15 protein-coding genes are annotated in these 13,399 nt (G+C 65.2%); 3 read left to right on the forward strand and 12 right to left on the reverse strand.

Features of this window, described 5'->3' with window-relative positions; genetic code table 11:
* Positions 1 to 7: 7 nt before the first annotated feature.
* Entirely contained in the window at positions 8 to 436 is a 429-nt protein-coding gene (rplM, locus tag IE071_RS10900) for a 50S ribosomal protein L13 (protein ID WP_077440973.1), read from the reverse strand.
* 139 nt (positions 437 to 575) lie between these two features.
* On the opposite strand from rplM, the gene IE071_RS10905 reads away from it, so the two are divergent.
* Positions 576 to 1,802 (forward strand): (Fe-S)-binding protein, encoded by a 1,227-nt coding sequence (locus IE071_RS10905; protein WP_229792860.1) that lies wholly within the window; start codon positions 576 to 578, stop codon positions 1,800 to 1,802.
* Positions 1,799 to 2,440 (forward strand): 2-polyprenyl-3-methyl-6-methoxy-1,4-benzoquinone monooxygenase, encoded by a 642-nt coding sequence (coq7, locus tag IE071_RS10910; protein ID WP_189441228.1) that lies wholly within the window; start codon positions 1,799 to 1,801, stop codon positions 2,438 to 2,440. Before IE071_RS10905 ends, coq7 begins: the two co-directional genes overlap by 4 nt.
* A 115-nt stretch (positions 2,441 to 2,555) precedes the next feature.
* On the opposite strand, the gene speD is transcribed toward coq7, so the two are convergent.
* Positions 2,556 to 3,341, reverse strand: a complete 786-nt coding sequence (speD, locus tag IE071_RS10915) for an adenosylmethionine decarboxylase (protein WP_113723501.1) — start codon at positions 3,339 to 3,341, stop codon at positions 2,556 to 2,558.
* Between the two features lie 284 nt (positions 3,342 to 3,625).
* Here speD and crp point away from each other — a divergent pair, with 284 nt between their 5' ends.
* Positions 3,626 to 4,327, forward strand: coding sequence for a cAMP-activated global transcriptional regulator CRP (gene crp, locus IE071_RS10920; RefSeq protein ID WP_189441791.1), 702 nt, complete (start codon positions 3,626 to 3,628; stop codon positions 4,325 to 4,327).
* 33 nt (positions 4,328 to 4,360) lie between these two features.
* Here the strand turns inward: crp and IE071_RS10925 are convergent, their stop codons facing one another.
* From IE071_RS10925 to IE071_RS10970, 10 genes are all read right to left on the reverse strand, one after another.
* Positions 4,361 to 4,837, reverse strand: a complete 477-nt coding sequence (locus IE071_RS10925) for a GNAT family N-acetyltransferase (RefSeq protein ID WP_229792861.1) — start codon at positions 4,835 to 4,837, stop codon at positions 4,361 to 4,363.
* Between the two features lie 44 nt (positions 4,838 to 4,881).
* Positions 4,882 to 5,574 carry an HAD family hydrolase gene (locus IE071_RS10930; protein ID WP_189441230.1) on the reverse strand — a complete coding sequence of 231 codons (693 nt, stop codon included), beginning with the start codon at positions 5,572 to 5,574 and terminating at the stop codon, positions 4,882 to 4,884.
* A gap of 5 nt (positions 5,575 to 5,579) precedes the next feature.
* Entirely contained in the window at positions 5,580 to 6,374 is a 795-nt protein-coding gene (gene trpC, locus IE071_RS10935; protein ID WP_189441231.1) for an indole-3-glycerol phosphate synthase TrpC, read from the reverse strand.
* 93 nt (positions 6,375 to 6,467) lie between these two features.
* Positions 6,468 to 7,529, reverse strand: a complete 1,062-nt coding sequence (gene trpD, locus IE071_RS10940; RefSeq protein WP_189441232.1) for an anthranilate phosphoribosyltransferase — start codon at positions 7,527 to 7,529, stop codon at positions 6,468 to 6,470.
* The gene (locus IE071_RS10945; protein ID WP_189441233.1) at positions 7,526 to 8,122 is read right to left on the reverse strand and encodes an anthranilate synthase component II; all 597 of its coding nucleotides are present in this window, start codon (positions 8,120 to 8,122) and stop codon (positions 7,526 to 7,528) included. The genes trpD and IE071_RS10945 overlap by 4 nt, the downstream gene beginning before the upstream one ends.
* A 94-nt stretch (positions 8,123 to 8,216) precedes the next feature.
* Positions 8,217 to 9,359, reverse strand: a complete 1,143-nt coding sequence (locus IE071_RS10950) for an NAD(P)/FAD-dependent oxidoreductase (protein ID WP_229792862.1) — start codon at positions 9,357 to 9,359, stop codon at positions 8,217 to 8,219.
* Positions 9,356 to 10,594: a dicarboxylate/amino acid:cation symporter gene (locus tag IE071_RS10955; RefSeq protein WP_189441234.1), complete on the reverse strand. Its 1,239-nt coding sequence runs from the start codon at positions 10,592 to 10,594 to the stop codon at positions 9,356 to 9,358. Before IE071_RS10955 ends, IE071_RS10950 begins: the two co-directional genes overlap by 4 nt.
* Entirely contained in the window at positions 10,591 to 11,400 is an 810-nt protein-coding gene (locus IE071_RS10960; RefSeq protein WP_229792863.1) for a L,D-transpeptidase family protein, read from the reverse strand. The genes IE071_RS10955 and IE071_RS10960 overlap by 4 nt, the downstream gene beginning before the upstream one ends.
* A gap of 24 nt (positions 11,401 to 11,424) precedes the next feature.
* Positions 11,425 to 12,282, reverse strand: coding sequence for a MurR/RpiR family transcriptional regulator (locus tag IE071_RS10965; RefSeq protein WP_189441235.1), 858 nt, complete (start codon positions 12,280 to 12,282; stop codon positions 11,425 to 11,427).
* Entirely contained in the window at positions 12,282 to 13,379 is a 1,098-nt protein-coding gene (locus IE071_RS10970) for a dipeptide epimerase (RefSeq protein ID WP_189441236.1), read from the reverse strand. The genes IE071_RS10965 and IE071_RS10970 overlap by 1 nt, the downstream gene beginning before the upstream one ends.
* Between the last annotated feature and the right edge of the window lie 20 nt (positions 13,380 to 13,399).

Raw genomic sequence — 13,399 nt, forward strand, 5'->3', positions numbered from 1 at the left:
TGATTCCTTAGAGTTCCAGCGCCTGCGGCTGCTGTGCGGTATGCGGATGCTCGGCACCGCCGTAGACCTTGAGCTTGCGGTACATCTCGCGGCCCAGTGGGTTCTTCGGCAACATGCCCTTGACGGCGATCTCGATCACGCGCTCCGGGTAGGTCGCCAGCAGGTCCTTCAGACTGGTCGTCTTCAGGTTGCCGATGTAGCCGGTGAAGCGGTGGTACTTCTTGTCGTCCAGCTTGGCACCGGTGACGGCCACCTTCTGCGCGTTGATCACCACGATATAATCGCCGGTGTCGCAATGCGGGGTGTATTCCGGCTTGTGCTTGCCGCGCAGACGACGGGCAATTTCGGTCGACAGGCGACCGAGCGTCTTGTTCGTGGCGTCGACCACGAACCAGTCGCGCTTGACGTTGTCTGCATTGGCGCTAAACGTTTTCATTTCAGAATACCTGTTCTGCCGCCGTGAGGCGGTACGCGTAATCGGTGGATCAAAGGCGCGAGATGATAGCGGAGCTGTCATCCATGGCGCAAGCCCACCGACCGGCGGGCTGTGAGCTGGCAATGATAGCATGATGAGCATGCCGCTTGAAAAGTCCCCCCAGCTCGCGCCCGTTGGCCGCATCGCCGAACTGGCCGACCAATGCGTGCAATGCGGGCTGTGCCTGCCGGTTTGCCCCACTTACGCGCTGGATCGGAACGAGGCGGAATCGCCACGCGGGCGCATCGCCATCGCCTCGGCCCTAGCCCGCGGGCTGGCCGACCCCACCGCCGGGCTGCGCGAACACCTGGATCACTGCCTGGGCTGCCTGAACTGCGAAAAAGTCTGCCCAGCCAACGTGCAATACAGTGAATTGCTGATCGAAACCCGCGCCCTGCTGGGACCGGCGCCGCGACGGCCGCGGTTGTTGCTGGGCCTGCTCAAGCAGCCGGCGCTGATGCGCGCGTTGCGCCGCCTCGGCGGCTGGCTGGCCCTGCCGCGCTGGAAAAACGGGCTGGCGCGATGCCTGCCAGCGAACTCGCCGTGGCGCGCTGCCTTGCTCAGCTTGCCGGACAAGAGCCCGGCCGCATCTGTTCGAGTCGACCGCAATGACCGTGAGCAACCGCGACTTGCACTGTTTCCCGGCTGCGTGGCCAGCGTCGACGATGCGGAAGCGCAACAGGCCGCGATCACCCTGCTGCAGGCAGCGGGTTTCCACGTCAGCGTGCTGCCGGCGTTCTGTTGCGGAGCGATGGACCTGCACGGCGGCGCCACGGCGGCGGCCGAGCAGGCCGCGCAGCGCGTGCGCCTAGCCTGGGAGGCCAGCGGCGCCAGCCAGTTGCTCTCGGTGACACCCGGCTGCCTCGGCACGCTGCGTCGCGCCCTGCCCGGTATCAGCGTGCTCGATCCGGTGGAACTGCTGGCGACACGGGCCGAATCGTTACATTTCCGCCCGCTGGCGCAACGGGTGGCGCTGCATCTGCCGTGCACGCAGATCAACGTGGCGCGTACCGATGCGGCGTTGCTGCAACTGCTGCGCCGCGTACCTGGACTTGAAGTGCTCTCGTTGCCGCGACCACCGTATTGTTGCGGTGCAGCTGGCAGTCACCTGCTTGAGTTCCCCGCGCGCGCCGCGCAATTACGTGATGCAACGCTGCAGCGAGCCGCCACGCTGGAACCGCAGCGGCTGTTGTCGTCCAATATCGGTTGTCGCCTGCATCTGGCCGCCGGCATCGACCAGCAAGACTTGAGCTGGCCCACCCAACATCCATTGACCTTGCTGGCTCAGCAACTGATAAGTACTCGATTGAATCAGGAACACTCATGAACGTCCGTACGCTGAACCCGCTCGACCGCCTGCTGATCGGCTGCGAACGCGCGCTGGAGGCGATCGCCGGCTCGCCGCAGGCACATCGCCACTCGCCCGCCACCGGCGTCGCCGAAGCGGAGCTGGACGAGGTCGAACGCCGACATGCTGCTGGCCTGATGCGGATCAACCATACCGGCGAGGTCTGCGCGCAGGCGCTGTATTTCGGTCAGGCTGCGCTAGCGCGTGACGCCGGCAATCGCCAGCACCTGCTGCACGCGGCCGCCGAGGAAACCGATCACCTGGCCTGGTGCGCCCAGCGGCTGCAACAGCTGGACAGCCGCCCGAGCCTGCTCAATCCGCTGTGGTATGCCGGCAGCTATGCGATTGGCGCCGCCGCCGCGCTGGCCGGCGATCCGGTCAGTCTCGGCTTCGTCGTCGAAACCGAGCGACAGGTGGAAGCGCATCTAGCCGAGCATCTGGAAAAACTGCCGGTGCAGGATGAGCGCTCACGCGCCGTGCTGACGCAGATGCAGGCCGACGAGATCCGCCATGCACAGGCCGCGCAGCAACGCGGTGGCATCGAACTGCCGTTCCCGCTGCCGCAGCTGATGCACGTCAGCTCGATGGTGATGAAGGCGGTGGCGTACCGCGTGTAGGAGCGCACATGTGGGAGCGACTTCAGTCGCGATGCTCTTGATCGCACAAAGCATCGCGGCTGAAGCCGCTCCCACAGAAAACCCAAAAAAAACCCGCCTTCCGGCGGGTTTTTCGTCACATCAGGTTGCGGCCGTGGAACAGTTCCTCGATCTCGCGGCGCAGCAGCTGCTCGATGCGCTGGCGCTCCTTGAACGAGAGATCGTCGGCATGCGCCTCGAACAGGTAGGTGTCGAGGTCGAAGTCCTTGATGTGCATCTTCGTGTGGAACATGTTTTCCTGGTACACGTTGACGTCGAACATCTCGTACTTCTGGCGGATGTGCTTGGCCAGGTAGTCCTGCACCGAGTTGATCTTGTGGTCGATGAAGTGCTTCTTGCCCTTGATGTCGCGGGTGAAGCCGCGCACGCGGTAGTCGGCGATCACGATGTCCGACTCGAAGCTGTCGATCAGATAGTTCAACGCCTTCAACGGCGAGATCACGCCGCAGGTAGCCACGTCGATATCCGCGCGGAAGGTCGCGATGCCGTTGTGCGGATGCGTTTCCGGATAGGTATGGACGGTGATGTGGCTCTTGTCCATGTGCGCGACCACGGCACCGGAGATGGTGTCGCGGCCAAGCTTCTCAACCACCGGCTCTTCGGAGATCAGCATCGTCACCGAGGCACCCTGCGGATCGTAATCCTGGCGCGCGATGTTGAGGATGTTCGCGCCGATGATCTCGGCCACGTCGGTGAGGATCTGGGTCAGCCGGTCGGCGTCGTACTGCTCATCGATGTACTCGATGTAGCGGCGACGCTGTTCCTCGGACACCGCGTAGCAGATGTCGTAGATGTTGAAGCTCAACGCCTTGGTCAGGTTGTTGAAACCCTGCAGACGCAGACGGGGAAGTGGTTTGACCACGGACGGCTCTCCATGACCGGACATCCGGTCAGCAGTAGAGGCGGGTTAGCGACAAGGGTCCCCGCAGAATGGTGTGGAGTACAGGCAGGCAGCCTGCACGACCCTTGTGAACGGCGTGCGACAAGCTCGTCGCCACCGAAAGACTGCGAAGTATGCGGCAAAATGAAATGAAATTGAACCTTCGGCAAGCCGTCAGGGTTTGCCATAATGCTTGGCTTGCGGGGAATCACAGGCAGACATGCCGCGGCGGTGGTCGCCGCCGCGGGCAAACAACCAGTTCGGGGATCATCGTGGCGCAACTTAAATACCAGCTCCAACAGGCTTTCGAGCGCTCCCAGGCTCCACTCGGCTTTGCCCCCGACCCGGCCGCGATGGAGCGCTTCCTCGGGCTGTGCCATCGCCGCCGCTATCCCGGCAAGACCGCGATCATCCGCCCGGGCGATCCGGCCAACACACTGCACTACGTGATCGAGGGCTCGCTGGCGGTATGCACCGAGGACGAACAGGGTCGTGAACTGATCCTCGCCTATATCAGCCGCGGCCAGTTCATCGGCGAGATGGGTCTGTTCGTGGAACAGGCGCAGCGCGAATCCATGGTGCGCACGCGCACCCCGTGCGAGATGGCCGAGATCAGCTACGAACGGCTGTTCCAGCTGATGGAAGGCCCGCTGCGTGAGGAATGTCCGAAGATCCTGTTCGCGATCGGCGCCCAACTCACCAACCGTCTGCTGCGCACCTCGCGCCAGGTCAGCCGGATGGCGTTCATGGACGTCACCAACCGCATCTCGCGCACCTTGCTCGACCTGTGCCAGGAGCCGGATTCGATGACCCACCCGGATGGCACCCAGATCCGCATCTCGCGCCAGGAAGTGAGCCGCATCGTCGGTTGCTCGCGCGAGATGGTTGGTCGCGTGCTCAAGCAGCTGGAAGAGCAGCGGATGATCGACGTCTCCGGCAAGACCATCGTGGTGCGCGGCACCCGCTAAGGTTTGCGCGGCCCGCGCTTGCGGGCCGACGCCTTACTTCGGCGCGTAGATCATGTACACGTCGGCGCGCGCATAGTGCGAGCCGGCGCGGATCGTCGGTTGCAGCACGAAACCGGCCTGTTCGTACATGTGCAGCGCGGGCTTCAGGATACTGCTGGATTCGAGGAACAAGGCATCGCCGCCACGTCGGTGGAATTCGGCGATCGCCGCATCCAGCAGCAACCGACCCGCGCCCAGTCCGCGGAATGCTTCGTCGACACCCATCTTGGAAAGTTCGTAGACGCCCGGCGCCTCGTGTAGTAGCGCGCAGGTGCCGATGACCACGTCGCCGAGTCGCGCAAAGAAGATCGCACCGCCGGGTTCCAGCACCATCTGCTCGGGATTGCGCAGCACCTGCTCGTCGATCGGCTCGATCACGAAGTGCTTCTTCAGCCACGCGGCATTCAGCGCGTAGAAGTGTTCGCGCAGATGCGGTTCGAACGGCACGATCTCGATCTGTGGCTGTATCAACGCAGTGTTCCTGGCCAGAATCCGTGGATGCAGCGCCGTGGATTTCAGAACCACTCGACGCGAGTGATCGCCCGACCCAGCGCCTTCTCGACCTTCTTGCACAAGGCGGGCGTGCCGTTGACCAGCACGGCTTCCGTCGCCGGCTTCAGCATCGCCACGTCGAACATCGAATCGCCGTAGGCCACCTGCCATGCGGTGACGCCATGCTCGGCCAGCGTTTTCACTTTGCGCCGGCCCACGTTGTGCCGTAGCGGACGCATGCCGAGCCAGCCCGGACGCAACTGCGAGGCCAGTATCTCCAGATCGGTCAGTCCCAGCTGTTGCAGGATGCCGCTCACCAGCGTGTGCTCGCAGCCAGTCACCACGATCACCCGATCGCCTTGTACCTGATGCCGGCGCAACGCCTGCAGGCCATCGCGACAAAACTGCCGCGACCGGCGCGCCAGGCTGGCGGCAAACGCTTTCGCGGCGGCCTGGTAACTCCGCTCGCCCAGTCCGAACAGTGCGATGCGCACCAGCACACGCACCGGCAACCGGCGCGAGAACGGCAGCTGCAGCAACAGCAGCGGCGTACTCAGCAGCGCCAGCAACGTGCGCCACCACGAACGACGGTAGCGCTCGCGGATGAACAGATAAAACGCATCGCCGTGGATCAGCACGCCGTCGAAATCGAACAGCACCACGCGCGGCAATGCCGCCACATCCGCCGCCTCCACCGATGCCTCCCCCTTCAGCATGATGGTCACGGCGTGGCGAACAGCCGTCGCAATTCGCTGCCCGGATCTTCCGCGCGCATGAACGCCTCGCCGACCAGGAACGCCTGGATGCCGCCTTCGCGCAGGCGTGCCACGTCTTCCGGCGTATGGATGCCCGATTCGGCCACCAGCACGCGGTCGTACTCGATCAACCCCTGCAGTGTCAGCGAGGTTTCCAGCGACGTCTCGAAGCTGCGGAGGTTGCGATTGTTGACGCCGATCAGCGGCACCGGCAACGCCATCGAGCGTTCCAGCTCCTCTTCGTCATGCACTTCGCACAACACATCCAGGTCGAGCTCGGCGGCGAGCAGCGACAGCTGCAACAGCACGTCATCGTCCAGCGCGGCCACGATCAGCAAGATGCAGTCGGCGCCGATCGCACGGGCCTCGTACACCTGGTACGGATCGATGATGAAATCCTTGCGCAGCAGCGGCAGCGAGCATGCCGCACGGGCCTGCTGCAGGAAGGCCTCGCTGCCCTGGAAAAAATCGCTATCGGTCAGCACCGACAGACAGGCCGCGCCGGCTTTTTCATAGCTCTTCGCGATCGCCGCCGGATCGAAATTCGCGCGGATCACGCCCTTGCTGGGGCTGGCCTTCTTCACCTCGGCGATCACCGCCGGCAGGCCGGCCGCGATCTTCGCCTCGATCGCAGCGGCAAAGCCGCGGGTATCCGGCTGCTCCGCAATGCGTGCCATCAATTCAGTCAGTGGCAGCTTTGTCTGGCGCTCGGCAATCTCTTCCGCCTTGCGGGCAAGAATGCGGTTGAGGATGTCGGTCATGGCATCTCGCTAGTCGGTGTAGGGGAGTGCGCTCCGTGCACGGGGTGCTCCGATCCTGCCACTTTGCAGGCCCGTGTGCACCCGGCGGCGCATCTAGTCCAGCGCGGCAAGTCGCCGGGTGGTCGCCACGAAGGCCAGCATTTTCGCATGCGCCGCGCCGCTGGCAATCGTAGTGCGCGCCAGTTCGATGCCATCGTCAATGGAGCCGATCACATCGGCGGCATACAGCGCCGCGCCGGCATTCAGACAGACGATGTCGTGCGGGATGCCGCGGCGGCCTTCCAGCGCCTCCAGCAGCATCGCCTTCGACTCGTCCACGTTGTCCACCCGCAGGTTGCGGCTGGAGGCCATCGCCAGACCGTAGTCTTCCGGCTCGATCTCGTATTCGTGCACCACGCCGTTGCGCAGCTCGCCGACCAGGGTCGCCGCACCGAGCGAGACCTCGTCCATGCCGTCGCGCCCCCACACCACCATCGCGTGCTGCGCGCCGAGCTGCTGCAGCACGCGCACTTGGATGCCGACCAGATCGGGATGGAACACGCCCATCAGGATGTTCGGCGCGCCGGCCGGGTTGGTCAGCGGACCGAGGATGTTGAACAGCGTGCGCACGCCCATTTCCTTGCGCACCGGCGCCACCACCTTCATCGCCGGATGATGGTTCGGCGCGAACATGAAGCCGATCCCGGTCTCGGCCAGGCACTCGGCCACCTGCACCGGTTTCAGGTCGATCGAGGCGCCGAGCGCCTCCAGCACATCGGCACTGCCGGACTTCGACGACACGCTGCGGCCGCCATGCTTGGCCACGCGTGCGCCGGCCGCCGCCGCGACGAACATCGACGCGGTCGAGATATTGAAACTGGAAGCACCGTCGCCGCCGGTACCGACGATATCCAGTAGATGCTCGGTGTTGCCGATGACCGGCACGTTCGCCGACAGCTCGCGCATCACGCGCGCCGCGCCGGTGATCTCGCCCACGGTTTCCTTCTTCACGCGCAGGCCGGTGATGATCGCCGCCGTCATCAGCGGGCTCACTTCGCCGCGCATGATCTGGCGCATCAGTGCGATCATCTCGTCGTGGAAGATCTCGCGGTGTTCGATCGTGCGCTGCAGGGCTTCCTGCGGGGTAATCGTGATGTCGCGCGCGTGCCCGTTCATGCGGCCAGCCGCAGCGGCAGACCGAGGAAATTGCGCAGCAGGTCGTGGCCATGCTGGGTCAGGATCGACTCGGGATGGAACTGCACGCCCTCCACCGGCAACGTCTTGTGACGCAGGCCCATGATCTCGTCGATCGAACCGTCCGGGTTTTCCGTCCATGCAGTGACTTCGAGGCAATCCGGCAACGACGACTGCTCCACCACCAACGAGTGGTAGCGCGTCGCCTCGAACGGATCCGGCAGGCCGGCGAACACGCCCTGCCCGCGATGACGCACCGGTGAAGTCTTGCCATGCATGATCTGCTTGGCGCGGATCACCTTGCCACCGAACACCTGGCCGATCGCCTGATGACCGAGGCATACACCGAACACCGGCACTTCGCCGGACAGCTCGCGCAGCACGTCCAGCGACACGCCCGAATCATCCGGCGTACCCGGCCCGGGCGAGATCATGATGTGCGAGGGCTTGAGTGCACGGATGCCGGCGATGTCCAGCGCATCGTTGCGCACCACCTTCACCTGCTGCCCCAGCTCGCCGAGGTACTGCACGAGGTTGAAGGTGAAGCTGTCGTAGTTGTCGATCATCAGGAGCATGGCGAACCTTGCCGGAATCATGGCGCGTCGGCGCCTGGGGATTCGACATTATAGCCATCCCTTTCCGCTTGCCTTGCGAACCTGACGCCTGTAGCTAGACCCCGCTGAACCGACGCGGCGCCAGCATCGCCGCCGACAGGCCTGCATCGATCAGCGGCGACGGCAGCGGCCGGCCCAGCGCCAGGTTGGCGCAGGCTTCGCCCATCGCGGCGCTGGTCTGGATGCCGTAGCCGCCCTGCGCGGCGACCCAGAAGAAACCCGGCGCATCCGGCGCGAAGCCGCCGACCAGATCGCCATCGGCGACGAACGAGCGCAGGCCGGCCCAGCTGCGCCGCGGCCGGCGGATCGTCATGGTGGTCGCCTCCTCGATGCGATGGATGCCCAGCGCGATGTCGTAGTCCTCCGGCTGCACGTCATGCGGTTCCGTTGGATCGGCGTTCGCGCAGGTACCCAGCAGCAGGCCGGCATCGGGCTTGAAGTAGAAGCTCTCGTCGAAGCTGGTGATGAATGGCCAGTGCGCGGTAGCGATATTTTCCGGTGGATCGAACAGGAACACGGAGCGCCGTTTCGGCACGATGCCGATCGGCGCCACCCCGGCCAGCGTCGCCACCTGATCCACCCAGGCCCCGGCCGCGTTGAGCAATAGCGGCGCGCGGAATGTCTGCTCGCCATCGTCCACCTGCCAGCCACCAGCGCTGCGACTGATCGCGCGAATGTCGACATTCAGGCGCAGCTCGCCGCCGCGCGTGCGCAATCCGCGCAGGAAACCCTGATGCAGCTCGTTGACGTCGATATCCGATGCGCCAGGTTCGTGCAGGCCGATCCGCGCGGCTTCGGGACGCAGCACCGGCACCGTCGCCAGCACGCGGGCCTGGTCGTGCAATTCGATGTCGCGCGTGAACGGCACGATCGCCTCGTACATCGCACGCACGTCATCGACCTGCGCGGCATTACCGATGACCGTGGCACCGAGCCGCCTGAGTATCGGCTGCGCGGCAAAACCTTCCGGCGGCTGTGCAAGGAACGGGCGGGTGGCGCGGGTCAGCGCGCGCACCTGCGGCGAGCCGTAAGTTTCGCAAAACAGGGCCGCCGAACGGCCGGTCGCGTGCATGCCCGCATACGCCTCGCGTTCCAGCACCAGCACGCGCGCATGCGGCGCCATGAAATACGCGACCGAGGCCCCGGCCATGCCGGCACCGATCACGATCGCGTCGAAATTCTGCACAACAAAACTCATGCGGTATCGCGCCTCGATTGTCGGGTGACCACGCTGACAGCGGTGAGATCGGCGGTGACGTTGCCGAGCGTGGCCAGCGCGTCGGGAATCGTGTCCACCGCCAGCATCAAGCCCAGCGGACTCAGCGGCAGGCCCATCGCCTGCGCCACCGGCAGGTTGGTGGCGATGAAGGTGACCTGGCCCGGCAAGCCGACGGACCCAAGACTGATCACCACCGCCAGCATCGCGCCGGCCAGCAGTTGCGCCGTCGTCAGGTCCACCCCGTAGGCCCAGGCGATGAAGGCCGCTGAGGTCATGTACTGCACCGGGCTGGTCAGGCGGAACAGTGACACCGCCATCGGCAGCACCAGCGCGGTGACTTGCTGCGGATAGCCGAGCCGGCGATCCGCGCTTTCCAGCATCGCCGGCAGCGAGGCCAGCGACGACTGCGTGCTGAGCGCCACCACCTGCGCCGGTACCAGCGCAGCGGCGAAGCGGCGAATCCGCTCGCCGCCGAACATCAGCGCCACCGGCAACATCATCACGGTGACCGCGAGGTACAGCAGGCACTCGACCAGCACATACACGCCGAGCGCGCTGAGCATGCCCAGTCCGGAGCGCGCGCATACCGACAGGATCAGCGCGAACACGCCCAACGGCGCAGCCCACAGCACCCAACGCACGATCACGATCATCGCGTCGGCGATCGCCTGGAAGAATTCCAGCAGCAGCGCGCGCCGCTCCGGTGCAAGCCGGGTCAGCGCGAAACCGAAAAACAGCGCGAACACCACCAGCGGCAGCATCGCGCTCTGCGCTGCGGCCATGATCGCGTTGTTCGGCACGATCGCGGTGAGCGCGTCGACCCAGCTCACTGGTGCTGCCTGCGCGGCAGCTGGTATCGCCGCGTGACCGAGCGCCACGATCAACGCCGGGTTGTGCGGAAACAGGGCGAACACCAGCGGCGCCGCCAGCGCGGCAAACAACGCACCGCCGGTCAACACCACGATGAACACCACGATCGCGCGCCGCGCGATGCGACCCGACGCAGCCGCGTCGGTGGCGGTGTTGACGCCGACCACCACCAGCGCCAGCACCAGCGGCACCACGGTCATCTGCAACGCGTTCAACCATAGCTTGCCGATCGGCTGCGCCACGTCAGCGATCTGCAAGGCCAGCGCCGGATTCCAGCCGACCAGCAGCAGGCCGATCGCCGCACCGGCGGCCAGGCCGGTGAGCACGCGCGCGGTCGCACTCACGGCGCGTCGCCCGTCGCGGCGATCGCCGGCAACTGCCAGTCCGTGCGCAGCCGCTCGTACTCATGCTGTGGCAGCAGGATGAAGATCGGCTGGTCTTCCGGCCGCAGCCAGGCCAGCAACGACTGCATCACCGACGGCGTCATCGCGGTACAACCGGCGGTCGAATCCGTCGGCGACGCCCACAGGTGCGCGAAGATGCAGCTGCCCGCCAGCGGCTTGGCCTGCGGGTTCTGTTCGATCACGAAACCCATGCGGTAGCGCTGGTCGCCGTTGACGTGCAGGTCGCGCCGCATCGGTTCGGTGGAACCCTTCACCGCGTCGGCACCGACCACGTTCGCGTCGACGATGCGGTTGTAGTGCGCCGCGCCGCTGACGTCGACGCAGTACTCGGTGGCGTTGAGCGCTAGATACGGCATCGCGGTATCGACATGACTGGCGTAACCGAAGGTGTCACCGATGCGGAACACGCCGGCCGGGCTGCGGTTGTCGCCTTCGCGCTTGACCGGTCCGCCACTTTGCGGCGCATTCAATCCCAACCCCCAACCGGCGCCGGTCTTGCCGATCGTGACTGGCGCCGCCACACCGGCTGCGACCCAGCCATGCGCGCCGCGCGTATACGTGCGCAGCATGCCGTGATCGGTGTTCCAGTCGGCCACGGTGACCAGCACTAGTTGGCGCGATGACTGCCACGGACTGGTCTCGCTCGCCTTCAGATCGTGTCCGGCACATCCGGCCAGGATTGCCAAGGTTGCCAGCGCCAGCACGAGGCACACGGCGCACGAACGGGAATGACGTCGAAAAACCATGCGTACCTGCCTGCAGAAGTTGGGCTACGGCTCCAGCATCAGCTGGATGCGGTCGAGATTGGCCAGCAGCTGTGCGTGGCGGTCGTCGTGCCCTTCGCACAGCAGCACGAACACGCCATCGAGCAGATGCTGCAAGGCCGATTGGTACAGCAGCGGCTGGATGTACGGCTGCTCGTCATGCGCCGACACCACCAGCGCGATATCGGCCAGCGTGCGCAGCGGATTGGCGGTATGCCGCGTCACCGTGATCACCTGGCCGCGGCGCTCGCGGAAGTAGCGGCTGATCTTGCACAGCGCCGGATGGTTGCCGTGTTCGGAGAACACCAGCAGCACATCGCCGGGGCTGGCCGCGGAGACATTCGCGGTCATCCGCGCGGTGTCGAAGTTGTGCACGGTGAGGATGCCCAGCAACGACAGCTTCAGTGCGAAGCCGCGCGCGTAGATGTCGTCCTCGCCCAAGCCGAGGATGAAGACCTTGCCGTTCTTGCCGGCCTGCTCGATCGCGGCGGCCACGGCCTGGATCGTCTCCGGCGAATTGATCAGCCGGGTCGCCTCCTCGGCCTCGGACTTGCGCCGCCACAGGTTGCCGGCCGGCGACGTGTCGGACGCACCGGCGCGCGCGGTGGTCTGCTGCGGCGTGTCGCCGTTGTCGGCACGGGCAATCGCCTCGCCGACCGAATACTTGAGATCCGGATAGCCCTTGAAACCCAGCTTCTGGGTGAACTTCACCACGCTGGACTGGCTGATCCCCAGCGCATTGGCCAGCTGCTGCGAGGAGTAATCGCGCAGCAACTGCGCGTTCTCCAGGATGAAGTCGGCGATGCGCCGCTCCACCGCCGACATCTGGTCGCGCTCCGAACGGATTTTGACCAGTGGCGACATCAGGATTCGATCCTTTCCAGCCCACGGATCTCGCGGATGCCCAGGCCGGGCGCATCCGTCACCGAGATTTCCGATTCGTTGAAGATCACCCCGCCGTCGACCGGATTGAACAGGCACAACGAGGGGCCGTCGAGGTCGATCTTGGTGATCACGTTCGACTTGGCCACCGCCACGTGCACCGCGGCGGCCACGCTGATGCTGGTCTCCAGCATGCAGCCGATCATGCACTCGATGCCGTGCATCGCCGCGATGTCGGCGATGTGGATCGCGTTGGAGATGCCGCCGGTCTTCATCAGCTTGATGTTGATGATGTCGGCCGCGCGCATGCGGATCAGCTCGATCACTTCCATCGGGCCGAACACGCTCTCGTCGGCCATTACCGGCGTGTGCACGCGCTCGGTGACATAGCGCATGCCGGCCAGGTCGCGCGCCTTCACCGGCTGCTCGATCAGCTCCAGCTTGATGCCGGCTTCCTCCAGCGTCTGCAGCGCGTACACCGCCTGCTTCGCGGTCCAGCCCTGGTTCGCGTCCAGCCGCAGCAGCGCGCGCCCTTCCACCGCCGCATAGATCGCCTTGACCCGCTCGATGTCGACGCCGATGTCCTTGCCGACCTTGATCTTCAGCGACTCGAAACCGCGCTCCACCGCGGAGACCGAGTCGGCCACCATCTTGTCGATGTAGTCGACGCTGATGGTGATGTCGGTGGTGATCACCGGGTCGCCGCCGCCGAGCAGCTTGTACAGCGGCGCGTTGTAGAGCTGGCCCCACAGATCGTAGATCGCGATCTCTACCGCCGCTTTGGCGCTGGTGTTCTTCTCCATCGCACTCTGGATCAGCTGGGTGAGATGGTTGAGCTCGGCGATCTCCTGGCCGATCAGCCGCGGCGAAATGTAGTGCCGGATCGCGTCAATGATCGAGCCGTGGGTGTCGCCGGTAATCACCGCGGTGGCCGGCGCCTCGCCGTAACCGACGTGGCCGCTGTCGGTGTGCACCATCACCACGATGTCCTCGACCGTGTTGACCGTGCGCAGCGCGGTCTTGAACGGCGTCTTCAGCGGTACCCGCAGCATGCCGAACTGGATGTCGGTGATTTTCATGGCATAGCCTTCATGGAATC

The sequence above is a fragment of the Rhodanobacter panaciterrae genome (assembly GCF_014651895.1).
GTDB classification, from domain to species: domain Bacteria; phylum Pseudomonadota; class Gammaproteobacteria; order Xanthomonadales; family Rhodanobacteraceae; genus Rhodanobacter; species Rhodanobacter panaciterrae.

Coding starts and splice junctions, on each gene's coding strand:
- trpC (WP_189441231.1), bottom strand. CDS start 6,374: ATGACCGACATCCTCAACCGCATTCTTGCCCGCAAGGCGGAAGAGATT.
- IE071_RS10945 (WP_189441233.1), bottom strand. CDS start 8,122: ATGCTCCTGATGATCGACAACTACGACAGCTTCACCTTCAACCTCGTG.
- IE071_RS10960 (WP_229792863.1), bottom strand. CDS start 11,400: ATGGTTTTTCGACGTCATTCCCGTTCGTGCGCCGTGTGCCTCGTGCTG.
- IE071_RS10905 (WP_229792860.1), top strand. CDS start 576: ATGCCGCTTGAAAAGTCCCCCCAGCTCGCGCCCGTTGGCCGCATCGCC.
- IE071_RS10930 (WP_189441230.1), bottom strand. CDS start 5,574: ATGCTGAAGGGGGAGGCATCGGTGGAGGCGGCGGATGTGGCGGCATTG.
- IE071_RS10965 (WP_189441235.1), bottom strand. CDS start 12,282: ATGTCGCCACTGGTCAAAATCCGTTCGGAGCGCGACCAGATGTCGGCG.
- rplM (WP_077440973.1), bottom strand. CDS start 436: ATGAAAACGTTTAGCGCCAATGCAGACAACGTCAAGCGCGACTGGTTC.
- IE071_RS10970 (WP_189441236.1), bottom strand. CDS start 13,379: ATGAAAATCACCGACATCCAGTTCGGCATGCTGCGGGTACCGCTGAAG.
- coq7 (WP_189441228.1), top strand. CDS start 1,799: ATGAACGTCCGTACGCTGAACCCGCTCGACCGCCTGCTGATCGGCTGC.
- IE071_RS10950 (WP_229792862.1), bottom strand. CDS start 9,359: ATGAGTTTTGTTGTGCAGAATTTCGACGCGATCGTGATCGGTGCCGGC.
- trpD (WP_189441232.1), bottom strand. CDS start 7,529: ATGAACGGGCACGCGCGCGACATCACGATTACCCCGCAGGAAGCCCTG.